Origin of the sequence: Pantoea anthophila (assembly GCF_026104315.1) — a bacterium.
Taxonomy (GTDB): domain Bacteria; phylum Pseudomonadota; class Gammaproteobacteria; order Enterobacterales; family Enterobacteriaceae; genus Pantoea; species Pantoea anthophila.
This window is the reverse complement of sequence record NZ_CP110473.1, coordinates 3,843,489-3,868,774: the sequence shown is the minus strand read 5'-3', so window position 1 is coordinate 3,868,774 and position 25,286 is coordinate 3,843,489. Positions and strand designations below refer to the sequence as shown.

Genomic DNA, 25,286 nt, shown 5'->3' with positions numbered 1-25,286 from the left:
CGTTGCCGCTTCGCTAGACCACGATCAACCGGGGCAGCGCCTGCTGCAACGCATCCAGTTCGGCACCGTTATCCCCGCCGCTGTCGGTAATCAGCAGGCTGAGCGCCTGAGGCGGCGCGTAAATTGTCCGGCTGACCACGCCCAGCTTGGTGTGATCGGCCAGCAGATAGCAGGCGGCGGATTGCTGAACCATTGCCCGGGCGATGGCCGCTTCATGCGGATGAAAACTGCTGGCACCACAATCGGCCTCAATGCCAACCGGCGACAGCAGCGCCACATCGGCGCGGTAGCGGATGATTTCGCCCACGGTGATCTCACCGCGCGTCTGTTGCGCCCCGGCGGACATATTCCCGCCCAGCAAAATAATCTGATTATTCAGAGGCTGGTCTTCCTCTCCGGCGCTCAGCGCCAGCGCGGCCTGCAGGCTGTTGGTCACGATCGTCAGGCCGGACAGGGCGTGCAGCTCTTCTGCCAGCAGCGTGGTGGTACTGCCCGCATCAAGGAACAGCGTCTGTCCGGGCTGCAGCAACTGCGCGGCGGCGCGGGCGATCGCGCGCTTCTCCCGGGTCTGCGTACTGCGACGTTCCGTCAGCGGCGGCTCCGCCGAGGGCTCTATCGCCACCAGTCCGCCATGGACGCGGCGCGCCAGCCCCAGCGCTTCCAGCTCGATGATATCGCGGCGCGCGGTTTCGCGTGAGACCCCCAGCTCCCTGATGATGCGCTCGGTACTGACCTGATTGAGTCGGGTCAGCAGGGCGCGGATGCGATGAAGGCGCGTTTCCTGCAGCATAGCGGTTTCCTTTTTAAGCGCGAAGAGCACGGATAATACGCCAGTGAGGCGCAGGAGTCCGTCTGAATCAGGCATCAGCTTAACGCGGCGATCTCCCTGCGTCATGTGTATTTTGTTGTATTTGTGTATTTGGTTGCATTTTATTTTCAGGCAGGCATGATGAAGGGGTCTGATCTTCCTCCTTCATCCTTGTCACGGGAGTCATTATGGCCACGCGTTCCACCATTATGGATACCAACAGTTTTCGTGCTGAACATGCCGATGCGCTGGACAGCGACACGCGCAAACTGACCGATAAACGCAGCAAAGTGCTTGGCGAATCCTATCGTCTGTTCTATCGCAAACCGGTTCATCTGGTGCGGGGTGAAGGGCAATACCTGTGGGATGCCGCAGGTGATAAATATCTCGATGTGTATAACAACGTGGCGAGCATCGGCCACTGCCATCCGGCGGTGATCGAGGCGGTGACGCAGCAGATGAAAATGCTGAACACCCACACCCGTTACCTGCATGAAAATATCCTCGATTACAGTGAAGCGCTGCTGGCGACCACACCTGCGGCGATCGATCGTGCGATGTATATGTGCACCGGCTCGGAAGCGAATGACCTGGCAATCCGCGTCGCGCGCGCCTTCAGCGGCGGCACCGGCATCATTGTCAGCAAGGAGGCCTATCACGGCACCAGTGAGCTGACCTCCGGTGCGTCGCCGGCGCTGGGCAGCGGACAGCCGCTGGCCCCCACCACACGGCTGGTGATGCCGCCGGATGCCTACCGGGTGGATGCGCCCGACCTTGGCGACTGGTTCGCTGACCAGATTCAGCAGCAGATTGATGACATGGCGGCGCACGGCATTAAATTTGCCGGTTTCCTGGCGGACTCGATTTTCTCCTCGGACGGTGTGCTGCCCAACCCGCGCGGCTTCCTGAAAAAAGCGGTCGATGTGGTGCACGCCAACGGCGGGATCTTTATTGCCGATGAAGTCCAGCCTGGCTTTGGCCGCACCGGCGACGCCTTCTGGGGCTTTGGCCGCCACGATGTCGTGCCCGATCTCATTACCACCGGCAAGCCAATGGGCAATGGCATCCCCGTTTCCGGGCTGCTGGCAAAAAGTGATGTGCTGGCCGCCTTCAGCGACTCGATTCCTTACTTCAACACCTTTGGCGGCAATCCGGTCGCCATGGCCGCGGCGCAGGCTGTGCTGAAGGTGATCACCGAAGAGGGGCTGCAGGAACACAGCCGGGTCGTCGGCGCGAAGCTGCTGGCTGAGCTGAGAACCCTGATGGATCGTTATGAGTGTGTAGGGGATGTGCGCGGTGCCGGACTCTTTATCGGCTTCGAGCTGGTGACCGATCGTCACAGTAAAACGCCGGATAAAACCCTGGCGCTGGATTTAATCGAGAAGCTGCGTGAACATCGCGTGCTGACCTCGGTCGCGGGCCCCTATGGGAATGTGCTGAAACTGCGTCCGCCATTGGCATTCCAGGAGAGTGACATCGACTGGCTGGTCGGCGCACTCGACAGCGCACTGCGCGAGCTGGGCAGGTAGTCCGCAGGTCAGGGCTGACGCGGCAGGCGGGCGGACAGACCGCCTGCTCTGCGTGCGGGATCGGCATCCCGGTCCGGCGGACGGAGAGGGTCAAAAAGGCAGGGTGAGGCACAGCATCTTGTAAAAACAACAGGTTGCTATTGCCGGATTTCTCAATTCCTTAGGTTTTATAGGGCATTGATTACCCTTTTACGCTACATGAATTTAACTATAATGATTCGACTGCTTACGCGGCACGTCCTGAATCCGTCGTGCTGCACCCACTAAATGGAGAGGAAGAACATGAGTTATTCACTGCCATCCCTGCCTTACGCATACGACGCACTGGAACCGCATTTCGACAAGCAGACGATGGAAATCCATCACACCAAACATCACCAGACCTATGTGAACAACGCTAACGCGGCGCTGGAAGGCACTGAATTTGCCAATCTGCCGGTTGACGAGCTGATCACCAAACTGGATCAGCTGCCAGCAGACAAAAAAGGCCCACTGCGCAATAACGCAGGTGGTCACGCTAACCACAGCCTGTTCTGGAAAGGCCTGAAAACCGGCACCACGCTGCAGGGCGACCTGAAAGCCGCGATTGAGAAAGATTTCGGCAGCGTAGAAAAATTCCAGGAAGAGTTTGAGAAAGCGGCAGCCACCCGTTTCGGTTCTGGCTGGGCATGGCTGGTTAAGCTGGGTGACAAACTGGCTGTGGTGTCGACCGCAAACCAGGATAACCCACTGATGGGCGAAGCGGTTGCCGGCGTGTCTGGTTTCCCGATCATCGGTCTGGACGTGTGGGAACACGCTTACTACCTGAAGTATCAGAACAAACGTCCTGATTACATCAAAGCGTTCTGGAACGTCGTTAACTGGGACGAAGCGGCTGCGCGTTTCGCTGCTGCTCAGTAAGTTAACCAAACGTAAACATAATGAAGATAAACCGGTAAATTCTATTTTGCCGGTTTTTTTTATCCCTATTTTATGCAGTCTCAAAGTGAACCAGAAATCGTAAAATATCCGCTTTAATGTTGTCCGATATTAACCTGCCGTTGATATTGGCCATGTTATTTTCAGTGACATCGTTGCTTAACTCTTTGTGTGTCGCTGATTATGTCAATTATAACTACTCATGAATCCACGACCGATTCAACTGCCTCGCTTTTTTTCCAGTTAATCAGTGGGAAATATGTGCCGGATAAACTCTGGCTGAGTAAACGCTTCCGGCTGAAATTTGTGTTAAGAACATTAATATCGCCGCTGACCACGCTGCATTATCTGGATGCGCTGTCGCAATTACCACAGCGCGCCCTGCTGATGAGCACCCAGGGACTGCTGCCAGCCAAGCTGCACCGGCCCTATCTGCGCTCGGGGATGAGCATTGCGGCCCGCGCACAGGCCATTCTCGATCACTACACCCTGATGAATAATCTGGCGAATCCGGCGCTGCGTCAGCTGCTGCAGAGCGCGTCTGATAATCCGCTGGCGACGCTGACCGGTAAAAATGGCGAGAAATTCCTGCTCTCCTGCAGCTCGGGTTATTTCGACCGTGAAGGTGAAGTGACGCTGGTATTGCGTTATAACGACGACGTGATCGCCTCGCTCTCTTTTTCTATTCTGAACGAGAATAACCAGCGCACCTTATTAATTGGCGGATTACAGGGCCCGCGGAAACATATCAATAATGAGGTGATCCGCGAGGCGACCAAAGCGGCGCAGGGTCTCTTTCCGAAACGCCTGTTAATGGAAGCGGTATTTATTGTGGCGAAGCAGTGCGGCGTGGAAGCTATTCTGGCGGTGGGCGATGAGACGCACGTCTTCCGCAGTCTGCGTTATCGTCACAGCAAAGGGGATAAGTTCTTTGCCAGCTACAGTGAGTTCTGGCTGTCGCTGAGTGGCGAGGCTCGACCGGACGGGATGTTCAGACTGCCGCTGAGCCTGCCGCGAAAAACACTGGAGGAGATCGCCAGTAAGAAGCGGGCAGAGTATCGCCGTCGCTATGAACTGCTGGATTCGCTGGCGGAGCAGGTTTATGCCGCCGCCGGCGAACACAAAGCCGATGTCGATCAGGCTGCCGCCTGATCGCGGGCTCAGAATGCGGTTCTGGCGAAGCCGGTCATCACTTTCAGACCCATTTCACGTCCCAGCGCGGTCATTGGATGCACCACGACCAGGCCGCGCACGCTTTTCTTCAGCGCACCCAGATTTGCCTGCTCTTTTTTGGTAATTTCGCGGCTGAAGCCCATCTTTTGCAGCTTCTGCGCTTCAGCACTCAGCTTTTCAACCCGCTGATTGCGCAGACGCTCAATTTCCGTGACCAGCGTTTCTTTCTCTTTCAGCAGCGCGCCCAGTTTCTCGGCATCACCCGATTCCAGTAACTGCGGCTCTTTGCGGTTCAGTGCGTCCAGCTGATCGCTGAGACGTTTGATTTCGTTCTTTTCTTGCTCTTTCATGACAACAACTCGTTGAGGAAAACAGGCCAAGGATACACCAAATCTGGCGCCGGTTCCCGACAGGTTAAGGCAAAAAAGGCGCCGCAAGGGCGCCTGACGGGATTAGCTGCCGGACTTTTTAAACGCCTGCTTCATACTGATGCGGGCGATAAGCTCGGTGAGGGAGAGAACCATGGTGGATCGCACCATCTGCAGATAGCGCTGCTGCTGCATGCTGCGCAGTTCTGCATCGTCGGTGTGAAACACCGGTGCGGGCGGCCAGGCGGTCACGCAGTGCAGCTCGCCAAAGGGGCCCAGAATTTCATCGTCGGTAAAACGATACTCCCCGGTGTCGTGATTCAGCTCTTCGCGGAGCGCCAGCAGCAGCTCAGCATCTTCATATTCGTGCCGGCTGATGACGCCCAGACCGTAGATCAGCTTCAGGCGAACCGAGAGTTCGCCTAAAGGCCCATCGCCCAGCAGCAGCGGTTCTACCGCATATTTGACCGCATAGTCATCTTTGCGGAACACCTGCAGCACCAGCAGATTGACGGCTTCCGCCAATAGCTCAACGGCGGCGATCAGAAAGCTTCTCACCGAACGACCGGCGTTCAGGCGCTCAAGCACCCGGTTCTCAAAAGCTTGCTTCTCTTCCATTATTGCCTGCATGGGTTCAATACCGCCGTTGGGCGCAGGCGAACTGCGCCCGGCTTGCGTCACTAACACGCGCGCATTATGCCATAGCGTGCCAGGCGCTCACCACCGAAGCCACGACCTCGCTGTCAGCATCCAGCCCTGAGATCTCCGCCAGCGTCGCCTGTGGACCTTTCTCTGCCAGCAGTGCAGCCAGCTCCTGCGCCTGCGGGTCCTGGTCGCTGTGATAGTGCATCGCCGCGGCAATTCCCTGCACCAGGCTGGCGTGCGGTAAACCGTACTCCAGCGTCCCCAGCGTCGGCTTGATCAGGCGATCGCCCGCGCTGAGTTTACGCAGTGGCTGACGCCCGACGCGCTCAACCTCATCTTTCAGATAGGGGTTTTCAAAACGGCCGAGGATCTTGCGGATGTAAGCCGCATGTTTCTCTGCGTCAAAACCGTAGCGCTTAATCAGCACGGCGCCGCTCTCCTCCATCGCGCCTTTCACCACGGCCCGGATTTTTTCGTCAAGAATGGCATCGCGAATAGTCTGGTGACCCGCCATCTGGCCGAGATAGGCGGTAATTGCGTGGCCGGTATTCAGGGTGAAAAGCTTACGCTCGACAAACGCCATCAGGTTATCGGTCAGTTCCATACCCGGAATGGCCGGCAGGTCACCTTTGAACTGGGTTTTATCCACGATCCACTCGCTGAAGGTTTCAACCGTCACCTCCAGCGGATCGCTGCTGCCCGCTTCGGTTGGCGGCACGATGCGGTCAACGGCAGAATCCACGAAGCCGACATGCTGCTCCAGCCAGGCGTGATACTGTTCGGGCAGCGCCTTCAGCACATGCTGTTTCAGCTGGCTGGTGCCGCGCACCATGTTCTCGCAGGCGATGATATTTAACGGACGGGTATTACCGTTGTCGCTGCGTTTTGCCAGCCCTTTGGCTACGCTACCGGCGATACGCTCCAGGATTTGCGGCCCCACGGCGGTGGTGACCAGATCCACCTCCGCAATCAGGGTGACGATCTCATCACTGGTGCTGTTTACCGCACTGACGCCTTTAACGGTTTCTGTTCTGGCCTGCTCGCCAACCACATGAACGGGATACTCATGACGCGCGTTCAGTGCATCCAGCACCGCCTGATTCACATCAGCAAAAACCAGTTCGATACCTGCATCAGCCAGTAATTTGCCGATAAAGCCGCGACCAATGTTTCCTGCTCCGAAATGTAACGCTTTCATAATTTTTGACCCATATCAAATGACGATGGGGCGGGCAAACCCGCCCCAGGAAATCGGGACGGGCATGACCGCCCCAGGGAAAAACAGCCTTGAATTACGCGAGTGCCGGTTTGCCTGACAGCAGATCCAGCACTTCCTGCACGCTGCTGGTGTTCGCCAGCTTCTCAATCACGCTGTCATCATCCAGCGCATTGGTCAGGCTGGTGATGACCTGAATGTGCTCGTTGTTGCGGGCAGCAATACCAATCACCAGGCGCGCCACATCGTCCGCATCTTCGCCGAACAGGACGCCTGCCGGATACTGGCAGAACACCACGCCGGTTTTCAGCACACGATCTTTGGCTTCCACCGTGCCGTGCGGCACCGCGATCGACTCGCCGAGGTAGGTCGGTGTCAGTTTTTCACGCGCCAGCATCGCCTCAACATATTCAGGCTCAACGTAACCGCCTTTCACCAGCTGCTCACCCGCAAAGCGGATGGCCTGCTCTTTGTTGCTGGCGCTCAGGCCGAGGAAGACGTTATCCGCGCCCAGCTTAAACAGGTGTGCGTTGCCTTCATCGTAACTGTCTGACAGGGCGGTGTTGACCGTTTCACGATGGAGGTCGCTGCGGTTTGCCGCCACCAGACGCTCGGTCAGGGTGCTGTAGAGCGCGCTGTCGAGGAAGTTGTTCAGCGAAATATGCTGTGCATGTGGTGCCTGACGAATGGCGCGTTCGGTCAGGTCGCGGTGGGTGATCACCAGATCGACATCGCCCGGCAGAGCGTTGATGGCGGTATTGGTTACCGAAACATTGCTCAGGCCGGCGTCCTGCACTTTCTTACGCAGCACGCCTGCGCCCATGGCGCTGGAGCCCATACCGGCATCACAGGCGACGATGATTTTACGGACGTGATGCAGATCGACGCTCATGGCATCGCTGGCGATAGCGCCACCTGCGGCACCCTGACCTTTCGACTGCGCTTTCATCTCATGCATGCGCTGGGTTGCCGCTTCGATATCGTCATCTTCTTTGACTTTGCTGGTTTTCAGCAGGATCGCAGAGACCACGAAGGAGACAGCGAAGGCGGCAGCAATCGCCGCAATGTTGGCGAAGTAGGCACCTTTTGGCGTCATCGCCAGCACCGCCAGGATAGAACCGGGTGAAGCCGGAGAGACCAGGCCGCCGTTCAGCACGGTCAGCGTGAAGACACCGGTCATCCCGCCCAGGATCACCGCCAGCAGCAGGCGAGGGGCCATCAGCACATACGGGAAGTAGATTTCATGGATGCCGCCCAGGAAGTGGATAATCGCCGCACCCCCCGCAGACTGTTTGGCACTGCCGCGACCAAAGAACATGTAGGCCATGAGCACGCCCATACCCGGACCCGGGTTGGCTTCGATCAGGAAGAAAATCGATTTGCCCGCTTCACTCGCCTGCTGGATACCGAGCGGCGAGAAAATGCCGTGGTTGATGGCGTTGTTCAGGAACAGGATTTTCGCCGGTTCAACGAAGATGGAGGTCAGTGGCAGCAGGTTGTTCTGCACCATCAGGTTCACGCCAGCGGCGAGAATGTGGGACAGACCTTCCACCAGCGGGCCGATGGCCAGGAAAGCCAGCAGCGCCAGGATCATCCCGATAATACCGGCCGAGAAGTTGTTAACCAGCATCTCGAAGCCGCTTTTGATTTTGCCGTCGATCGCCCGGTCAAACGAGCGGATAGCCCAGCCACCCAGCGGACCGGCAATCATCGCGCCGAGGAACATCGGCATATCGGCACCCACGATCACACCCATGGTGGTGATGGCACCGACCACGCCGCCGCGATCGCCGCCCACCAGACGCCCGCCGGTAAAACCGATCAGCAGCGGCAGCAGGTAGGTGATCATCGGGCCGACCAGTTTGGCCAGCGTTTCGTTAGGGATCCAGCCGGTTGGAATAAACAGTGCAGTGATGATACCCCAGGCGATAAACGCCCCGATGTTTGGCATCACCATATTACTCAGAAAGCGACCAAAGCTCTGTACTTTGACCTTGACTGATGAGGACATAAACCCACCCCTTATTGAGACGCGCTGCAATAGGAGAGCGCGTTTGTTTTTGTTTAGCCACCCCGACCAGAGCCGGTGGTATTACTGTATGCACGCGGACTCTATCACGCGAATCTGGCACTGCGTAGGGCCCGGAATAAGTGTGATCCACATCACTCATTTGCGGTGGGGACGGGGGCTATTAGCGTGACTTTGATCACAAATACAGAGGCGGGCACGGTGACTTTGCCTGAATTATGACCGGTGCACCGGCTTATCTGTGATGAATATCACATTCGTGATGGCAGGGTTTGTTATGTAAATGTGACTGAGATCACAAACTATTTTTGGTCGAAAATGCGCCAGATCACACTTTAGTCAGCGGGGGATTCAGGGGCAGAAGAGGCGGGGAAAAAAAGGGGCAGGGAGAGGGGCAGGCGATCGGTGCCTGCCCGTAAAAAGCGTTACTGCAGACCCGCCTGAACGGCGGCCTGAGCCTGAGGCAGAGCCTGTGCATTGGCTGACACGGTGCTCATCAGCGCATTGTATTGCGAAGCCTGCTCCTGGGTCGGGAACTGCACACCGCCATCATTGAAGCTGACGCGGGTTCCCTGCGATTGCAGGAAGTCGCCGGCCTGGACCGCGCCCTGACTCAGCGCCTGAAGCTGAGGCAACAGCGGGATCAGCTGATTGGCAGGCACCGTCACCACTTTGTTGTAGGCGCTGTCGTAGACTTTTTTCAGATCATCCTGCTGCTTCAGGGTCGCTTTGCTGCTGTCCGCCTGCATTTTGGCGCTCTCAATCTGCTGCGTGACGATCACCAGGGCGCTGGTGGCCTGGCGGAGTGAGTCCCGACGGCTGAGGTAATCCTGCGGCACGCGAATGGCAGACAGCTCATCGACCACCGGGCGCATCCCCTGCTCAACGGCTTTATTCGCCTGCTGTGAGAAGCCATACAGGATGGCGTAGTCGCTGGCGAAGTTGCCAAAACTCTGCTTCTGATTTTCGCTCAGGCTGGGCAGATGCTCGCCGCTGCGCATAACGGTATTCTGGAGGAAATCGATAAATGCTTTGCGCTGCTCGCCTTCTTTATCACCGCACGCGGTGAGTTGCAGCACGATCAGCACGCCAGCGATCATCATGCCGCTGCGTGCCAGGATGCGGGTAAGTCCTGAAGCCATGGGTTCAACTCCTGTCGGTGATACTGTCTGATATCCAGGTAAGAATGGCCTAAAGAATAGAACAATCCCTGGTCACGGCACAATGTGAAACCACACGTGAAACAGAGACTTTCTGCAACCCGCGCCGTCGCACCTCCGCGCCGGGGCGTCAGGGCGTGCCGGGCAGCACGCCCTCAGTGATGCTGAGCAGGCTGAACCTCGCTTCAGAACACCACCGCCTGACCATCTTTGCGGCTCTCGCTGGCCGCAATGTAGAAGCCCTGAGGATCGCGCACGATTGCCTGCGCACCGCCAAAATTGTAATTGCTCAGCGGATCTTCCAGCACCACGTTGTGTCCCATGCGGCGCAGGGTGCTCAGGGTATTGCGATCGATCGTTGACTCAAACACCACCTCGCGTCCCTGCACCACCCGCCAGCGCGGCGCATCGATCGCCGCCTGAGGATTTTGCCGGTGAAGCATGATGCGCAGCGCCAGCTGGACATGCCCCTGCGCCTGCATCGGGCCGCCCATTACGCCAAACGCCATCAGCGGCTGGCCCTGCTCATCCCGCGCAAAGGCCGGAATGATGGTATGGAAGGGGCGCTTACCTCCCGCCACAAGGTTGGGATGAGAGGGGTCGAGTGAAAAACCGGCACCCCGGTTCTGCAGGCTGATACCCGTGTCAGGCACCACCACCCCGGAGCCAAATCCCATGTAGTTAGACTGTATAAATGAAACCATCATGCCGCTGGCATCGCCGGTGGCCACATAAACGGTGCCGCTTTGCTGCGGCGACCCAAAGCGAAAATCGCCCGCCTGGCCGGGGTCAATCAGCGCGGCGCGCTGGCGGAGGTAGTCGCTGCTCAGCAGGCGGTCAGCCGGAAATTCGAGGTGATCTTCATCGGTGACATAGCGCTCCAGATCGACCAGCGCCAGCTTCATCGCCTCAATCGACAGGTGCAGCCACTGGGGAGAATCGGGCGCGTAGCGATGAATCTCCCACTCCTCCAGGATGCCGAGCGCAATCAGGGTGGCGATGCCCTGACCGTTAGGCGGCAACTCCTGAACCGATCCGCCGGCAAACGGATGGGAGAGCAGGGTGACCCAGTCGGCGCGGTGATTTTTCAAATCCTCCAGCGTCAGGGCTGCGCCATGCTCGCGGGCAAAGTCTGCCATCTTCTGCGCCAGTTCACCGCGATAAAAACTCTCTCCCCGGCTCTCAGCGATCGCCTGCAGGGTGGTGGCCTGCGCCGGGTTGCGGAAAATGTCACCCGCGCGCGGTGGGCGGCCCTGCGGCGCAAAGCAGCGGCTGAAGCCAGGCTGATTCCGCAGCTTGTCATAGCCGCGCTGCCAGAGCTGAGCAATCAGCGGTGAAACCGGAAAACCGTCGCGCGCATAATCGATCGCTGGCTGCGCCAGGGTGGTCAGCGGCAGTGTGCCGAAGCGCTCAGCCAGGGTGACCCAGGCCGAGACGGCCCCCGGCACGGTGACGGACTCCCAGCCGGTTTCAGGCATGGTGTCTGAAGCGGCAAAGCGTTCAGGATGCCAGGCGGCGGGGGCGCGACCGGACGCGTTCAGCCCGTGCAGCGTGTGGCCGTCCCAGACAATGGCAAAGGCATCGCTGCCGATGCCGTTTCCGGTCGGCTCCAGCACGGTTAAGGCCATGGCCGTGGCCACCGCCGCATCCACGGCGTTACCTCCCTGTTGCAGCATACGAAGACCGGCCTGCGCCGCCAGCGGCTGGGAGGTGGCGACGGCGTTACGTCCCATCATCGGTACGCGATAAGAGGGATAGCCGACATTGAAATCTGTTTCACGCATCGCTTTTCCTTAGAGAGTTCAGCTCCCGGTCTGGCCGTCATCGGCGTGCCATAGCGCCTGCACTTCTTTCGCGCAGGCGCATCAGCATTGACGGAGCGCTGCACCGGCAGAAGGCAGAGACCGTTTCATCAGGGAGTCTGCTGTTTTATCCGGTGATGTCTGGCCGTGCAGAATAGGCGATTCATCCGCAACCTGCTGTGAGCCGCCGCGCGGCCGCGCACAGGGGGTTGCCAGGACTATTCTTAATTTCATAAAGGCAGTGAATATAAGTGTTCAGGAAGTAAACCATTGGCGTATATTTTGCACTCACTATCTGAAGAGGCAGACCGCCTCACAAAATTGAGAAGATGCCTGCAAAAAGCATGACGGCACCCGCATAAATAGCAAACAGCATTTGATTTTTTTGTCCGCTATGAGGGCACAAAAACCAGCTGCCTCAGCGTGTTAGAGGCGTCGGAACAACTCCGGCAAAAGATAGTGAAAAAAATAATGAGAAATTGCGCGGCAAATAGTCAGGTCTCTATCCATACTTAGTCTCCCGGCATTTGTTGCATTGAACTGACACCTTTTAAAGCAGTGCACAGCAGGCTGCGTCCCGTAGTGGTTTCAAAAACAACAAAAACAAACCCTTGCGGGATCCAGCCTGTAACAGGCCCGGTTTCAGAGCCCCAGGTTGAGGCTCTTACCTCTCTACTTTCACGTGCTTCATAGCGAGTTTTAAGGAGTTCTCTATGGAATTAAAAGACCCGATGTTTGAATTGCTCAGCAGCCTTGAGCAGATTGTTTTGACACGTGATGATCGCGCCGCCGACTTACTGATTCAGCGTCAGCAACCCGCTCAGCCAGAGCCACAGCGCCTGCGCGAAATGACCGGCATGCAGGTTGATGAGTTTGCTAAAGTGATGGGCGTGAGCGTTTCTTCCGTGAAAAGCTGGGAAGCCCGGCGCACCCGTCCTTCTGCGACGGCACAGAAACTGATGAAGTTGCTACATGCTAATCCCTATCTGGGACGGCAGTTGCTTGACTAAGCCTGTTTCAGAAAAGAACCCGCCGCTGGCGGGTTTTTTATGCGCGTAATTCGCTGTATTTGGCGGCCTGCTTCACGAACCAGCTTTCCGGGACGTTATAGGGTGATTCGCGCAGCTGTGCGATCCCACTCTCTATAATGGTGGAAGCCTGCTGCCATAACTGCGCATCACCCTGTTTCAGCAGCGTAATCTGTATCTGCTTTTCCACCAGATAGACGCGGGCAAAGTCAGGATCGAAGCGCACAATCGCGCGGGTATTGTCGATGATATCGGCCAGTTTTATGGTTTGCGCCTCAGGACTGGCGCTGGCAGTATGGCGAAAGTGCGCCAGTTTACGGGCTGCCCGATTTCTGGCCGTGGCAGGCGCGCTGTCGGTCAGCATTTCAACCAGGCTGGCCACGCGCGCGCCGAAGTGGGCTTCTATATCGCCCGGCGTGGTCAGTGTATCTTCCACGGTGTCGTGCAGCCAGGCGGCTGCCAGCAGGGCATCATCATGGCTGACGCTGCGGACCAGCTCCACGACCGCCGCCGGATGAACGATGTAAGGCTCGTCGGTATATTTGCGGCGCTGACCGGCCCGGGCATGCGCCTCGGTGGCGAAACGACGCGCCTGTTCTTCCAGTGAATTCTGCATGCCTGTTCCCCTGATAAAAGTTTGCTTGCAATTATCTAGTGCGCTACCTATATTAAACACCATGAACAGTGATCAAGATGACAAAAAAGTGAAACCGATGCCACTGTTGGTCGATCAGCAGCTCTGCTTTGCGCTTTACTCTGCCAACCTGGCGATGAATAAAGTCTATCGCCAGTTGCTGAGCCAGCTCGACATCACCTATCCACAGTATCTGGTGATGCTGGTGCTGTGGCAGAAAGATGATGTCACCGTCTCAGAGATCGGCGAGCAGCTCTTTTTAGACTCCGCCACCCTGACGCCCCTGCTGAAACGACTGGAGAGCGCAGGTCTGATTAACCGGCAGCGTACCCGTCAGGACGAGCGTCAGGTTGCTGTGACGCTCACCGAAGCGGGCGAGGCGCTGCGCATTAAAGCCGCCTCTATTCCTGAAGCGGTGAAATGCGCCACAGCCTGTGACGATGAGACCCTGCTGGCGCTGAAAACAGAGCTGGATGGGCTGCGGGATAACCTGAACCAGTCCCGATAAAAATTGCTGACGGGTGCGTGGCACCCGTTAAACCTCATCGCCTGATACCGCACAGATAAGTAGCGGGCGATTAAATAGCGTAACGGAGAAATGTCATGTCTTTAGAACAAGTGGTTTACCGCGCCAAAGCCAAAGCAACCGGTGGTCGTGATGGTCGTGCAACCTCTTCTGACGGTGTACTGGACGTGAAACTGGGTGTCCCGAAAGAGATGGGCGGTGCAGGCGGCGAAGCGACTAACCCTGAGCAGCTGTTTGCTGCGGGCTACTCTGCCTGCTTCATCGGTGCGATGAAGTTTGTGGCGGGCCGTGACAAGATCGCCATGCCAAAAGATGCCTGGATCGAAGGTGAAGTTGGTATCGGTCCTATTCCTAACGGCTTTGGTATCGAAGCGACCCTGAACATCCATCTGCCAGGCATGGATGAAGCAGAAGCGCAGAAGCTGGTTGATGCGGCGCATATCGTTTGTCCTTACTCAAACGCGACCCGCAACAACATTGACGTGACGCTGAATATTATTCGCTAAGCGAACAGCGGGCCTGAGGCTCTCAGGCCCCTCTTTTTTTCATCCCCGATTCCACTCTGCCACCCTCTGTTTGCCCGCCACGATCTGTCTTGTACAAAAAATGTGCTAATCAGGTCGACAAAGATTATTTTCTGGTCTATCAAACGCAGCCATGTTTTACTGGGCCACCTCGCGTTATAGCCCATAAACCCGTTCAGAATTTTCCTTCATCTTGTCCGGCCCGCTTATTCAGCGAACTCTGCCGCGTTTCGGCAGTCACATTAAAGATTTGTCAGGCGCTTCACACCGGAGAAACACCCTTTTTCATGAATTACATTAAAACGCTAACGCAGCAAAAGTTATCGCTATTGCTGGCGCTCTATCTCGGTATCTTGCTGAATTTACCGATTTTCTATCGTCGTTTTGACGGTTTTCTGAAGCAATCTACAGTCACGAACTGGCTGACGGCGGTCACCGAGGTTGTGGCGATCGTGCTGCTGACATTCTTCCTGATGCGCCTGCTGTCGCTGGGAGGCAAGTGGTTTTATCGCGTGCTCGCCACGCTGATTGTGCTGATTTCTGTTGCCGCCGCCTATTACATGGCGTTTTTCAACGTGGTGATTGGCTACGGCATTGTGGCGTCGGTGATGACCACCGACACCGATCTCTCTAAAGAGGTGATCGGCTACCACTTCGTTCTGTGGATGGTGCTGGTCAGTGCGTTACCGTTGCTGATGATCTGGCGCAACCGGCTGAGCATGACGCTGAACGAGCAGCTGCGTACGCCGGGACAGCGTCTGAAACCGACCCTGATTATGCTGCTCTGCGTGGCGCTGGTCTGGCTGCCAATCCGTTATTTCGACAAGCTGCAGAAGCATAATGAAGAGATTACGAACATCGATCTGCCGAGCTACGGCGGCGTGGTCGCGCACTCCTATCTTCCTTCCAACTGGCTGGCGGCGGTCGGACTGTTTGCCTGGACCCGCATGGATGAGTCGCTGCAAAGCGAGGAGCTGCTGGATCCGGCGAAGAAGTTTACCTACGTCGCGCCTGCCGGGCTGGATGATACCTATGTGGTGTTTGTGATTGGTGAGACCACGCGCTGGGATCACATGGGTATGCTGGGTTACGAGCGTGACACCACGCCTAAACTGTCGAAAGAGAAAAATCTGGTCGCGTTCCGGGGTGAATCCTGTGATACCGCAACCAAGCTGTCGCTGCGCTGCATGTTCGTGCGCGAAGGCGGCACGATGAATAATCCGGGCCGTACGCTGAAAGAGCAGAATGTGTTTGCGGTGATGAAAGAGCTGGGCTTCACCTCTGAGCTGTTTGCGATGCAAAGCGAAGTCTGGTTCTACGACAACGTTAATGCCAATAACTTTGCCTTCCGTGAGCAGATCGGTTCCGAGAAGCGCAATCAGGGCAAAGCCGTGGATGATATGCTGCTGGTGCCTGAGATGAAGGCGTCGCTGGATCGTTTCCCGAAGGGCAAGCATCTGGTGATCCTGCATACCAAAGGGTCGCATTATCTCTATTCACAGCGTTACCCGCGCAGCTTCGCGAAGTATCAGCCGGAGTGTATGGGGGTGGATGAGACCTGCAGCAAAGCGCAGTTGATCAACGCTTACGATAACTCGGTGCTTTATGTGGATAGCATGCTGGACAGCGTGCTGGATCAGCTGCGTGATAAGAAGGCGATTGTCTTCTATGCCGCCGACCACGGGGAGTCGATCAGCGAGAATATGCATCTGCACGGCACGCCGCGTGAGATGGCGCCGCCTGAGCAGTTCCGCGTGCCGATGATGGTCTGGGCATCTGATAAGTATCTGGAAGACAGCCAGAACCGCAGTAATTTTGAGCGTCTGCAGGCGCAGCAGCGTGTGGGGCGAACCCATCGTCACGTTGAGCTGTTCGATACCATCCTGGGTTGTCTGGGGTATACCTCGCCAGATGGCGGCATTAACCCGGCCAATAACTGGTGCCAGGCACCGGCGAAAAGTCAGGCTAAATCGCTGTAATGGTGTACGAAAGGGGAGGGCAGGCGGCTGATTTCCGGTAACCGCATGCTTTCCAGGCGATCGGCGGCAAAAGCTTAAAAAGCGGTTGACGCTAATCCGGGGTAGCAGTAACATGCGCCCCCATCGGCGAGTAGCGCAGCTTGGTAGCGCAACTGGTTTGGGACCAGTGGGTCGGAGGTTCGAATCCTCTCTCGCCGACCATATTTAAGAAACCTGTCTGAAAAGACAGGTTTTTTTTCGTCTGTTGAAAGGCAAAGAGTGATTTTTGAGCGGGCTTCAGGATACGTATTCCCGGCAGCCGCATTCCGTTTCAGAAAGGTGGCGGCTGATGCTGAGCCGGCTTCAGGGAGCATACGCCTGTAGCAAAGACGCAAAACCCGCCATCCCTGGCGGGCTCAGCGCGGGCCATCCCTGGCCCGCTATGCTTTGCTACAGGCGTATGCTCCCTTCGCTTCACGTCCTGCAGTCGCATCTGACGCTATTCAGACCTGGACCTCAAATGAATCTGACCGCAGCGCATATACTTAAAGCGCAGGTAACCCGGTCAGAAGAGGAAAGCGTCCCACGCCATGGATGGCGTGGGCCGAGCGCCCAGGGATGGTTTAAGCGACTTTCCGATCTGACCGGGTTACCTGAGCAGGCTCGATCTCCCCGCTAAGCAGATACGATCATAGACGCGCTCTCACAGCGAACCGGCTCACTGCGTCCTTCACAGCTTCACGTTTTATCTGTCCTCTTCCAGAAAGTTCCAGAAAAAGGCATTCGCCGCGCCAGATGCTTGCCAGCCGTTATTATCGCCGTTTTCCTGCTCGCAGGCCTTGCCACATCAGAGATGCCACCATAATTCGCGACACGTTCTTCTTATGACCGAAAGCAGCAACATGCTGATTTCTTATACATCAAAACCAGCATATTCCGCTGGATGAACGTCATAACGCACGGTGAATCGTTCAGTTATTCAACATTTGCCGGTAAAAGTTTTAAGTTTTTTAGCGGTGAGAATCACTAGCGATAAAGCTGGCATCCAGCACAATGCACGGATATCGGGGCTGCAGCACTGTGCATTGTATGGCTTTTGTGCGGAAACGGTATTTATTACCGTTGCATGCTATTCCTCACACTCTGTGTAAATAAGTAACCCTTGTATTGACGTTCTTTGCAACTGTTGACAAATTGATGCGTCAATAAGCCGCAGTTACGGAATTTTCTGAATGCCCAACTCGCTTCAGAAAAAACAAAAAAAACGTAGCGCGATTTAACCACCTGTTCGGTGGTACGCCTGAACCGCATAAAAAAACCAGAGGTCAGGCAATACACACAACATCACATCACAATGGAGCAAAAGCATGATCAACTCCCTGGCTAAATCCGGGATGCTGAAGGTCGGTCTGAGCCTGATTGCTATGACTGTCGCCGCCGGTGTTCAGGCAAAAACCCTGGTCTACTGTTCTGAAGGTTCTCCGGAAGGCTTTAACCCGCAGTTATTCACTTCGGGCACCACCTACGATGCCAGCTCACGTCAGATCTACAACCGACTGGTTGAGTTCACTGTCGGCACGACCGAACTGCATCCTGCGCTGGCAGAGAAGTGGGACGTCAGCGATGATGGCAAAACCTACACCTTCCACCTGCGTAAGGGTGTGAAGTGGCAGACGACCAAAGATTTCAAACCTACGCGTGACTTCAACGCGGATGATGTGGTGTTCACCTTTGAGCGCCAGCTGGATAAAAACAACGCCTATCACGGCGTCTCCGGCGGCAGCTATGAATATTTCGAAGGCATGGATATGCCGAAGCTGATCAGCAAAATCGAGAAGGTGGACGACAACACCGTACGCTTCGTGCTGACCCGCCCTGAATCGCCGTTCCTCGCCGACCTCGGCATGGACTTCGCCTCTATCCTGTCCAAAGAGTATGCGGACAACATGCTGAAAGCCGGCACGCCGCAAAACGTCGACCTGAACCCGGTCGGAACCGGTCCGTTCCAGCTGCTGCAATACCAGAAAGATTCGCGCATCCTCTACAAAGCGAACCCGAACTACTGGGGCGAAAAGCCAAAAATCGACCGCTTAGTCTTCTCCATCACCCCGGATGCGTCAGTGCGCTACGCCAAACTGCAGAAGGGTGAGTGCCAGGTCATGCCTTATCCGAACCCGGCTGACATCGCACGCATGAAGCAGGACAAAAACATCAACCTGTATGAGCAGGCTGGCCTGAACGTCGGCTATCTCTCTTACAACGTTGAGAAAAAACCGCTGGATAACCTGAAAGTGCGTCAGGCACTGACCATGGCCGTCAACAAAAAGGCCATTATCGACGCGGTTTATCAGGGTGCAGGCCAGCCGGCTAAAAACCTGATCCCGCCAACGATGTGGGGCTACAACGACGCGGTCAAAGACTACGCCTACGATCCTGAGAAAGCCAAAGCGCTGCTGAAAGAAGCGGGCATGGCCGACGGCTTCTCCATCGACCTCTGGGCGATGCCGGTTCAGCGTCCTTACAACCCGAACGCACGCCGCATGGCGGAAATGATCCAGAGCGACTGGGCGAAGATTGGCGTGAAAGCCAAAATCGTTACCTACGAGTGGGGCGAATACCTGAAACGCGCCAAAGCGGGTGAACATCAGACCGTCATGATGGGCTGGACCGGTGACAACGGAGATCCGGACAACTTCCTGGCGACCCTGTTCAGCTGTTCAGCCGCGAAAGATGGCTCTAACTACTCGCGCTGGTGTGATAAATCCTTTGAGGATCAGATCCAGCCTGCGCGCGCCACCGCCGACCAGGCGAAGCGTATCGAGTACTACAAACAGGCACAGGTTGTGATGCATGACCAGGCACCGGCGCTGATGATCGCGCACTCTACGGTATACGAACCGGTCAGCAAGAAAGTCACCGGGTACAAAGTCGATCCGCTGGGCGGACACTACTTTGCTCAGGTAGACATTCAGGAATAATTGTCGCCTTTTCCGGGGCGGCCCTGCGTCGCCCCGGCTTTTTCTCCCTGTTTTACTGGAAACGGTAGAGGCGCAGTCTGACTGCGTCGCGGTCGGACCTACCCGATCGTCAGATGTAAGCAATAACAACCCTCGCGGCGACGGTCGCGCGGAGAAGAGAGAACCCGGATTATGCTGCAGTTCATACTCCGACGTCTGGGCCTTGTCATCCCAACGTTCATCGGTATTACATTACTCACTTTCGCTTTTGTTCACATGATCCCCGGCGATCCGGTGCTGATCATGGCGGGCGAACGCGGGATTTCTCCTGAACGTCATGCACAGTTAATGACGCTGCTGGGTCTGGATCAGCCGCTGTGGAAACAGTACCTGAACTACATCAACGGCGTACTGCATGGCGACCTGGGCGTTTCACTCAAGAGCCGCATCCCGGTCTGGGATGAGTTTGTTCCGCGCTTCAAAGCGACGCTGGAACTCGGCATCTGCGCCATGATATTTGCCGTTGCGGTGGGCATCCCGGTTGGGGTCCTGGCCGCCGTGAAACGTGGCTCCATTTTCGATCACACCGCCGTGGGCATCTCACTGACCGGCTACTCCATGCCGATCTTCTGGTGGGGCATCATGCTGATCATGCTGGTCTCGGTGCAGCTCAATCTGACGCCGGTTTCCGGGCGGGTCGGCGACACCGTCTTCCTGGATGACAGCATGCCGCTGACCGGCTTTATGCTGATCGACACCTTCTTCTGGGGTGAGCCGGGCGACTTCCATGACGCGGTCATGCACATGATTTTGCCAGCCATCGTGCTGGGCACCATTCCGCTGGCGGTGATTGTGCGTATGACGCGATCGGCGATGCTGGAAGTGCTGGGTGAAGATTACATCCGCACGGCGCGCGCCAAAGGCCTGACGCGGATGCGGGTGATTGTGGTGCATGCGCTGCGCAACGCCATGCTGCCGGTGGTCACGGTCATCGGTCTGCAGGTCGGCACGCTGCTGGCCGGGGCGATTCTGACCGAAACCATCTTCTCGTGGCCGGGTCTGGGTCGCTGGCTGATTGAAGCGTTGCAGCGCCGCGATTATCCGGTGGTGCAGGGCGGTGTGCTGCTGACGGCAGTACTGATTATCCTGGTCAACCTGCTGGTTGATCTGCTGTATGGCGTGGTGAACCCGCGCATACGTCACAAGAAATAAGGGGGCATCATGTCTGTTGTTGATCCCGGCAGCGTTACCGTTGCACCCAAGCCGATGACCCCGTTTCAGGAATTCTGGCACTACTTTAAACGTAACAAAGGCGCGGTAATTGGCCTGGTGTACATCATCATCGTGTTGCTGTGCGCCATTTTTGCCGATGTGCTGGCTCCGCATGCGCCGGCTGAGCAGTTCCGCGATGCGCTGCTGCATCCGCCGGTCTGGCAGGACGGGGGCAGCTGGAACTTTATTCTGGGCACCGATGATGTGGGCCGTGATGTGCTGTCGCGCCTGATGTACGGCGCGCGCCTGTCGCTGCTGGTGGGCTGCCTGGTGGTGGTGCTGTCGCTGATTTTCGGCGTGATATTCGGCCTGCTGGCCGGTTATCTTGGCGGCCTGGTCGACGTCATCATCATGCGTGTCGTTGATATCATGCTGGCGCTGCCCAGTCTGCTGCTGGCGCTGGTGCTGGTCGCCATCTTTGGCCCCTCGATCGTCAACGCCTCTATCGCGCTGACCTTTGTCGCCCTGCCGCACTACATCCGTCTCACCCGTGCGGCGGTGCTGGTGGAGGTGAACCGCGACTATGTCACCGCCTCCGGCGTGGCCGGTGCCGGTATGCTGCGTCAGATGTTCGTCAATATTCTGCCTAACTGTCTTGCCCCGCTGATCGTGCAGGCATCATTAGGCTTCTCCAACGCCATCCTGGATATGGCGGCGTTGGGCTTTCTCGGTATGGGTGCGCAACCGCCAACGCCGGAGTGGGGCACCATGCTCTCCGACGTGCTGCAGTATGCGCAAAGTGCCTGGTGGGTGGTGACCTTCCCTGGATTGGTCATCCTGCTTACCGTGCTGGCATTTAACCTGATGGGCGATGGTTTGCGTGATGCACTCGACCCGAAACTCAAGCAGTAAAGAGGCACCGAGATGGCGTTATTAAATGTAGACAAACTGTCGGTGCATTTCGGCGACGACAAAGCACCGTTTCGTGCGGTTGACCGCATCAGTTATCAGGTTGAGCAGGGCCAGGTGGTCGGCATTGTCGGCGAGTCCGGCTCCGGCAAGTCGGTGAGTTCACTGGCGATCATGGGGCTGATCGATTTCCCCGGCAAAGTGATGGCGGAAAAGCTGGAGTTTAACCAGCGTGATCTGAAGCGCATCTCCGAAAAAGAGCGCCGTCAGCTGGTTGGCGCAGAAGTGGCGATGATCTTTCAGGACCCGATGACCAGCCTTAACCCCTGCTACACCGTGGGTTTCCAGATTATGGAAGCGATCAAGGTGCATCAGGGCGGCAATAAACGCACCCGGCGTCAGCGGGCAATCGACCTGCTGACCCAGGTGGGAATTCCCGATCCCGCGTCGCGGCTTGATGTCTATCCTCACCAGCTGTCGGGCGGCATGAGCCAACGTGTGATGATCGCGATGGCGATCGCCTGCCGGCCTAAGCTGCTGATTGCGGATGAGCCGACCACGGCGCTCGACGTGACCATTCAGGCTCAGATCATCGAACTGCTGCTGGAGTTACAGCGTCAGGAGAACATGGCGCTGATCCTGATTACGCACGATCTGGCGTTAGTGGCGGAAGCCGCACACCACATCATCGTGATGTATGCCGGTCAGGTGGTGGAGAGCGGTAAAGCGAGCGATATCTTTAAAGCACCGCGTCATCCTTACACGCAGGCGCTGCTGCGCGCGCTGCCGGAGTTTGCGGCGGATAAAGCGCGTCTGGCCTCGCTGCCTGGCGTGGTGCCGGGCAAATATGACCGCCCGACGGGCTGTCTGCTTAACCCACGCTGCCCCTATGCGACCGATCATTGTCGTCAGGTGGAACCTGAATTGCGCACCATTCCAGGACGCCAGTCCAAGTGTCACTATCCGCTGGACGATGCCGGGAGACCAACGTATGAGTCATGAAACAACCAGAGATCAGTTCCTGTTGCAGGCGATTGATCTGAAGAAGCACTACCCGGTGAAGAAGGGTCTGTTTGGTCAGGAGCGTCTGGTTAAGGCGCTGGATGGCGTCTCCTTTAATCTGGAGCGGGGCAAGACCCTGGCGGTCGTGGGCGAGTCGGGCTGTGGTAAATCCACCCTTGGCCGTCTGCTGACGATGATTGAAACCCCGACCGAAGGGCAGCTCTACTGGCACGGTCAGGATCTGCTGAAACACGATCCCCAGGCGCAGAAGCTGCGCCGTCAGAAAATCCAGATCGTGTTCCAGAACCCCTATGGCTCGCTCAACCCGCGTAAAAAGGTGAGTCAGATTCTGGAAGAGCCGCTGGTGATCAATACCCAGCTGACTAAAGCGGAACGCCGTGAGAAGACGCTGGAGATGATGGCGAAAGTCGGCCTGAAAACCGAGCACTACGATCGCTATCCGCATATGTTCTCTGGCGGACAGCGTCAGCGTATTGCGATTGCGCGCGGGCTGATGCTCGATCCGGACGTCCTGATCGCCGATGAGCCGGTGTCGGCCCTCGACGTCTCGGTGCGCGCCCAGGTGCTTAACCTGATGATGGATCTGCAGCAGGACATGGGACTCTCCTACGTCTTTATCTCGCACGATCTGTCGGTGGTGGAGCACATCGCCGATGAGGTGATGGTGATGTACCTCGGCCGTTGCGTTGAGAAGGGCAGCAAAGAGGCGATTTTCAGTAATCCGCGTCACCCTTACACCCAGGCGCTGCTCTCCGCGACACCGCGACTGAATCCTGACGATCGGCGTGAGCGGATTAAGCTGACCGGCGAGCTGCCCAGCCCGCTCAATCCGCCGCCGGGCTGCGCCTTTAATGCGCGCTGTCACCGTCGTTTTGGCACCTGTGTGCAGCTGCAACCGAAGCTGAAAAACTACGGCGGACAGGAGATTGCCTGTTTTGCAGTGGATCAGGATGAGAATCAGCCGGTCGGTGTGGCAGAAAAGGTCAGTTAAGGATCGGCAGGCCCCGTCGGGGGCCTGCGTTTCCTGATATCGCACGGGCTCAGCCCTCTTCAGCCTGAACCGGCAGAGTCATGGCCTGACGATCAGTCCCCCCGCTTTATTTTCCCCCTCTCTTATCACAGCCCGTCGCTGTTATTCGCCAGCAGCGCTGCATCTTCCTTTAGCGGTGCCATCCTGATATGAGTGCAGCTGGCTGTACCAGGCAATGTCTGAGCCCTCTCTGCTGAAACATTATTCAGAAAGGAATAGCCAGTTTAACTTAAGTTTAATTTATTAATGTTGAGTGCCGGTTGGCTATGGAAGGCATCATCGGGAGATTAGTGAATCTGTATGATTAAAATCGTTAATTAAATATGCTTTTTTTATAATCAGGTTTTCCTGACTGCGAATAACAGGATGTGGTATATTCCAGGAAAATTCCCCCCTTGTGGCAGGCCACCTCAAATGAAGAATTATGATGATTTGCAGCGTTTTCAAGAAAAAACAAAAACGCTCGACATCGCCTTTAAAGATATGTCTGGCCAGACGCAGGAACCGGCGGAACAGAGTAAATGGGCACTGCTTCGTCAGCTGGCGAAGGAGGAGCATCACACGCCGTTCGGTGGCGGTCAGCGAATAGACCTGCCACAACCGCAGCCGCTGCGCGGTGATGAGTTTACGGCACCTCCGCCAGAGCCACCGCGCCCCGCAACGCTCTCTGCGTCGCCGGCAGAGGCACAGCCCCGTTACGCCGCGCTCAGTGCGCAACCGGCGGCGGCCCGCAGTTCGATTCTCGACAGCCTGGCAGGCAGCAGCGTCCCTGCGGCCACGCCAGCGGCTGAGCGGGGCCCGTCGGCCTTATTTCCACCACCCCCGCCGCCACAAAAAGCCATCGTCGCGGAACCTGTCGCCGCGCCGGTCCGGCCCGCCAGCGTGGCCGAACTTCAGCCCGCGGTGGCACCGTCCGCGCCTCATGCTGAGCCGGGACGGTTTGGCGCGCTGTTCCGCTCACGTGAAGTCAGCCTGCCGAAAGAAACCTTACTGAAACCGTTACTGGAGAAGATTGCGCTATGCCGTTAGTTTGTGTGTGCTCGCCGAAGGGGGGCGTGGGGAAAACCACGCTGGCGGCGAATCTGGCCTGGAGCCTGGCGCGATCCGGTAGCAAAGTTCTGGCCATCGATTTTGATGTGCAGAACGCATTACGTCTGCATTTTGGCGTGCCGCTCCACGACGGCCGCGGATTTGTGGCGCGTTCAGAAGAGCAGGCGGACTGGAGTCAGTCGATTCTCACCACCGGCGGCAATATCTTTGTTCTGCCTTATGGCGACGTCACAGAGCCGCAGCGCGAACGGTTCGAAGATAACCTGATGAAAGATCCCCACTTTATTCAGCGCGGTCTCGACACGGTGCTCAATTATCCCGGCCTGGTGATTGTGGCTGATTTTCCGCCCGGCCCCGGTCCGGCCCTTAAAGCCATGACGGCGCTGGCCGATATGCATTTAGTGGTGATGTTAGCAGATACCGCATCGGTCTCGTTATTACCGCAGATAGAAGAGAACCGGATGATCGGTAAACCGCTTAATAATAAGCAGGGGCACTATTTTATCCTGAACCAGTGCGATAACCGCCGCAATATTAATCGCGATGTGACGGCCTTTATGCAGCAGCGGCTGGGGGATAATTTACTGGGCGTGGTTCACCGTGATGAAAGTGTTGGCGAAGCCAACGCGTCTCAGCAGTCTGTTTACGATTTCAGCCCCGCTTCCGCCGCGGCATTTGATATTGAACTGATCGCGAAACGCGTCAGCAGCATTCTCAATATCACCGTGGGCAATGGCGAAGTTCAGGCACCTATCCGTACTCACCATTTTTAACCGGCTGGTTTCGC

General features: G+C 56.9%; 22 protein-coding genes and 1 tRNA gene. 15 read left to right on the top strand and 8 right to left on the bottom strand.

All coding sequences use genetic code 11. The annotated features are described in order from the left end of the window. Window positions 1-13: 13 nt before the first annotated feature. Window positions 14-790 carry a DeoR/GlpR family DNA-binding transcription regulator gene (locus OJ965_RS20460; protein ID WP_265137674.1) on the bottom strand — a complete coding sequence of 259 codons (777 nt, stop codon included), beginning with the start codon at window positions 788-790 and terminating at the stop codon, window positions 14-16. A gap of 206 nt (window positions 791-996) precedes the next feature. Here OJ965_RS20460 and OJ965_RS20455 point away from each other — a divergent pair, with 206 nt between their 5' ends. From OJ965_RS20455 to OJ965_RS20445, 3 genes are all read left to right on the top strand, one after another. Next, a complete protein-coding gene (locus OJ965_RS20455) occupies window positions 997-2,337 on the top strand; it encodes an aspartate aminotransferase family protein (protein WP_265137672.1) in 1,341 nt (446 codons plus the stop codon). Between the two features lie 282 nt (window positions 2,338-2,619). Continuing rightward, window positions 2,620-3,237, top strand: a complete 618-nt coding sequence (gene sodA / locus OJ965_RS20450; RefSeq protein ID WP_265137670.1) for a superoxide dismutase [Mn] — start codon at window positions 2,620-2,622, stop codon at window positions 3,235-3,237. A 201-nt stretch (window positions 3,238-3,438) separates the two neighbouring features. Beyond that, a complete protein-coding gene (locus OJ965_RS20445) occupies window positions 3,439-4,407 on the top strand; it encodes a VirK/YbjX family protein (RefSeq protein WP_265137668.1) in 969 nt (322 codons plus the stop codon). 8 nt (window positions 4,408-4,415) lie between these two features. Here OJ965_RS20445 and OJ965_RS20440 read toward each other — a convergent pair whose 3' ends face one another. The 6 genes from OJ965_RS20440 to OJ965_RS20415 all read right to left on the bottom strand — a co-directional run bounded on the left by OJ965_RS20440 (window position 4,416) and on the right by OJ965_RS20415 (window position 11,630). Then, complete coding sequence (locus tag OJ965_RS20440; protein ID WP_058957163.1) at window positions 4,416-4,778, bottom strand: YibL family ribosome-associated protein; 363 nt, start codon at window positions 4,776-4,778, stop codon at window positions 4,416-4,418. 102 nt (window positions 4,779-4,880) lie between these two features. Beyond that, window positions 4,881-5,426, bottom strand: a complete 546-nt coding sequence (gene mtlR / locus OJ965_RS20435) for a mannitol operon repressor MtlR (RefSeq protein WP_181161962.1) — start codon at window positions 5,424-5,426, stop codon at window positions 4,881-4,883. Between the two features lie 64 nt (window positions 5,427-5,490). Continuing rightward, a complete protein-coding gene (gene mtlD, locus OJ965_RS20430; RefSeq protein WP_046100926.1) occupies window positions 5,491-6,639 on the bottom strand; it encodes a mannitol-1-phosphate 5-dehydrogenase in 1,149 nt (382 codons plus the stop codon). A gap of 94 nt (window positions 6,640-6,733) precedes the next feature. Next, window positions 6,734-8,668, bottom strand: a complete 1,935-nt coding sequence (locus OJ965_RS20425; RefSeq protein ID WP_009088344.1) for a PTS mannitol transporter subunit IICBA — start codon at window positions 8,666-8,668, stop codon at window positions 6,734-6,736. A 443-nt stretch (window positions 8,669-9,111) separates the two neighbouring features. Next, the gene (locus OJ965_RS20420; protein ID WP_009088346.1) at window positions 9,112-9,828 is read right to left on the bottom strand and encodes a DUF3053 domain-containing protein; all 717 of its coding nucleotides are present in this window, start codon (window positions 9,826-9,828) and stop codon (window positions 9,112-9,114) included. 203 nt (window positions 9,829-10,031) lie between these two features. Further along, window positions 10,032-11,630: a gamma-glutamyltransferase family protein gene (locus OJ965_RS20415; RefSeq protein ID WP_265137665.1), complete on the bottom strand. Its 1,599-nt coding sequence runs from the start codon at window positions 11,628-11,630 to the stop codon at window positions 10,032-10,034. Window positions 11,631-12,361: 731 nt separating this feature from the next. Between OJ965_RS20415 and OJ965_RS20410 the strand changes: the two genes are divergently transcribed. Continuing rightward, window positions 12,362-12,658: an HTH-type transcriptional regulator gene (locus OJ965_RS20410; RefSeq protein ID WP_009088351.1), complete on the top strand. Its 297-nt coding sequence runs from the start codon at window positions 12,362-12,364 to the stop codon at window positions 12,656-12,658. A gap of 37 nt (window positions 12,659-12,695) precedes the next feature. Here OJ965_RS20410 and OJ965_RS20405 read toward each other — a convergent pair whose 3' ends face one another. Further along, window positions 12,696-13,292, bottom strand: coding sequence for an HD domain-containing protein (locus OJ965_RS20405; protein ID WP_265137664.1), 597 nt, complete (start codon window positions 13,290-13,292; stop codon window positions 12,696-12,698). Between the two features lie 61 nt (window positions 13,293-13,353). Between OJ965_RS20405 and OJ965_RS20400 the strand changes: the two genes are divergently transcribed. The 11 genes from OJ965_RS20400 to bcsQ all read left to right on the top strand — a co-directional run bounded on the left by OJ965_RS20400 (window position 13,354) and on the right by bcsQ (window position 25,272). Beyond that, window positions 13,354-13,818 (top strand): MarR family winged helix-turn-helix transcriptional regulator, encoded by a 465-nt coding sequence (locus OJ965_RS20400; protein ID WP_046100928.1) that lies wholly within the window; start codon window positions 13,354-13,356, stop codon window positions 13,816-13,818. 95 nt (window positions 13,819-13,913) lie between these two features. Continuing rightward, window positions 13,914-14,342, top strand: coding sequence for an organic hydroperoxide resistance protein (locus tag OJ965_RS20395; protein WP_009088357.1), 429 nt, complete (start codon window positions 13,914-13,916; stop codon window positions 14,340-14,342). 305 nt (window positions 14,343-14,647) lie between these two features. Next, window positions 14,648-16,339, top strand: a complete 1,692-nt coding sequence (gene eptB, locus OJ965_RS20390; RefSeq protein ID WP_009088360.1) for a kdo(2)-lipid A phosphoethanolamine 7''-transferase — start codon at window positions 14,648-14,650, stop codon at window positions 16,337-16,339. Between the two features lie 124 nt (window positions 16,340-16,463). Beyond that, window positions 16,464-16,540: transfer RNA gene (locus OJ965_RS20385), tRNA-Pro, on the top strand. Window positions 16,541-17,685: 1,145 nt separating this feature from the next. After that, window positions 17,686-19,296 carry a dipeptide ABC transporter periplasmic-binding protein DppA gene (gene dppA, locus OJ965_RS20380; protein WP_058957158.1) on the top strand — a complete coding sequence of 537 codons (1,611 nt, stop codon included), beginning with the start codon at window positions 17,686-17,688 and terminating at the stop codon, window positions 19,294-19,296. A 171-nt stretch (window positions 19,297-19,467) separates the two neighbouring features. Next, the gene (gene dppB / locus OJ965_RS20375; RefSeq protein ID WP_009088364.1) at window positions 19,468-20,487 is read left to right on the top strand and encodes a dipeptide ABC transporter permease DppB; all 1,020 of its coding nucleotides are present in this window, start codon (window positions 19,468-19,470) and stop codon (window positions 20,485-20,487) included. 9 nt (window positions 20,488-20,496) lie between these two features. Beyond that, the gene (dppC, locus tag OJ965_RS20370; RefSeq protein WP_009088366.1) at window positions 20,497-21,399 is read left to right on the top strand and encodes a dipeptide ABC transporter permease DppC; all 903 of its coding nucleotides are present in this window, start codon (window positions 20,497-20,499) and stop codon (window positions 21,397-21,399) included. A 12-nt stretch (window positions 21,400-21,411) separates the two neighbouring features. Continuing rightward, complete coding sequence (gene dppD, locus OJ965_RS20365; protein WP_009088368.1) at window positions 21,412-22,398, top strand: dipeptide ABC transporter ATP-binding protein; 987 nt, start codon at window positions 21,412-21,414, stop codon at window positions 22,396-22,398. Then, window positions 22,388-23,410: a dipeptide ABC transporter ATP-binding subunit DppF gene (gene dppF / locus OJ965_RS20360; RefSeq protein WP_009088370.1), complete on the top strand. Its 1,023-nt coding sequence runs from the start codon at window positions 22,388-22,390 to the stop codon at window positions 23,408-23,410. Before dppD ends, dppF begins: the two co-directional genes overlap by 11 nt. Window positions 23,411-23,863: 453 nt before the next feature. Further along, on the top strand, window positions 23,864-24,478 hold the full coding sequence (gene bcsO, locus OJ965_RS20355; protein ID WP_265137662.1) for a cellulose biosynthesis protein BcsO: 615 nt from the start codon (window positions 23,864-23,866) through the stop codon (window positions 24,476-24,478). After that, on the top strand, window positions 24,469-25,272 hold the full coding sequence (bcsQ, locus tag OJ965_RS20350; RefSeq protein ID WP_265137661.1) for a cellulose biosynthesis protein BcsQ: 804 nt from the start codon (window positions 24,469-24,471) through the stop codon (window positions 25,270-25,272). The genes bcsO and bcsQ overlap by 10 nt, the downstream gene beginning before the upstream one ends. Window positions 25,273-25,286 lie beyond the last annotated feature (14 nt).

Bases quoted from the DNA above. Each gene is read 5' to 3' on its own strand.
- dppF (WP_009088370.1), top strand. From the start codon at position 22,388: ATGAGTCATGAAACAACCAGAGATCAGTTCCTGTTGCAGGCGATTGAT.
- OJ965_RS20425 (WP_009088344.1), bottom strand. From the start codon at position 8,668: ATGTCCTCATCAGTCAAGGTCAAAGTACAGAGCTTTGGTCGCTTTCTG.
- OJ965_RS20445 (WP_265137668.1), top strand. From the start codon at position 3,439: ATGTCAATTATAACTACTCATGAATCCACGACCGATTCAACTGCCTCG.
- mtlR (WP_181161962.1), bottom strand. From the start codon at position 5,426: ATGCAGGCAATAATGGAAGAGAAGCAAGCTTTTGAGAACCGGGTGCTT.
- OJ965_RS20460 (WP_265137674.1), bottom strand. From the start codon at position 790: ATGCTGCAGGAAACGCGCCTTCATCGCATCCGCGCCCTGCTGACCCGA.
- dppD (WP_009088368.1), top strand. From the start codon at position 21,412: ATGGCGTTATTAAATGTAGACAAACTGTCGGTGCATTTCGGCGACGAC.
- OJ965_RS20415 (WP_265137665.1), bottom strand. From the start codon at position 11,630: ATGCGTGAAACAGATTTCAATGTCGGCTATCCCTCTTATCGCGTACCG.
- dppA (WP_058957158.1), top strand. From the start codon at position 17,686: ATGATCAACTCCCTGGCTAAATCCGGGATGCTGAAGGTCGGTCTGAGC.
- OJ965_RS20410 (WP_009088351.1), top strand. From the start codon at position 12,362: ATGGAATTAAAAGACCCGATGTTTGAATTGCTCAGCAGCCTTGAGCAG.
- dppB (WP_009088364.1), top strand. From the start codon at position 19,468: ATGCTGCAGTTCATACTCCGACGTCTGGGCCTTGTCATCCCAACGTTC.
- eptB (WP_009088360.1), top strand. From the start codon at position 14,648: ATGAATTACATTAAAACGCTAACGCAGCAAAAGTTATCGCTATTGCTG.
- OJ965_RS20400 (WP_046100928.1), top strand. From the start codon at position 13,354: ATGAACAGTGATCAAGATGACAAAAAAGTGAAACCGATGCCACTGTTG.
- bcsQ (WP_265137661.1), top strand. From the start codon at position 24,469: ATGCCGTTAGTTTGTGTGTGCTCGCCGAAGGGGGGCGTGGGGAAAACC.
- OJ965_RS20455 (WP_265137672.1), top strand. From the start codon at position 997: ATGGCCACGCGTTCCACCATTATGGATACCAACAGTTTTCGTGCTGAA.
- sodA (WP_265137670.1), top strand. From the start codon at position 2,620: ATGAGTTATTCACTGCCATCCCTGCCTTACGCATACGACGCACTGGAA.
- OJ965_RS20420 (WP_009088346.1), bottom strand. From the start codon at position 9,828: ATGGCTTCAGGACTTACCCGCATCCTGGCACGCAGCGGCATGATGATC.
- OJ965_RS20405 (WP_265137664.1), bottom strand. From the start codon at position 13,292: ATGCAGAATTCACTGGAAGAACAGGCGCGTCGTTTCGCCACCGAGGCG.
- mtlD (WP_046100926.1), bottom strand. From the start codon at position 6,639: ATGAAAGCGTTACATTTCGGAGCAGGAAACATTGGTCGCGGCTTTATC.
- OJ965_RS20395 (WP_009088357.1), top strand. From the start codon at position 13,914: ATGTCTTTAGAACAAGTGGTTTACCGCGCCAAAGCCAAAGCAACCGGT.
- OJ965_RS20440 (WP_058957163.1), bottom strand. From the start codon at position 4,778: ATGAAAGAGCAAGAAAAGAACGAAATCAAACGTCTCAGCGATCAGCTG.
- bcsO (WP_265137662.1), top strand. From the start codon at position 23,864: ATGAAGAATTATGATGATTTGCAGCGTTTTCAAGAAAAAACAAAAACG.
- dppC (WP_009088366.1), top strand. From the start codon at position 20,497: ATGTCTGTTGTTGATCCCGGCAGCGTTACCGTTGCACCCAAGCCGATG.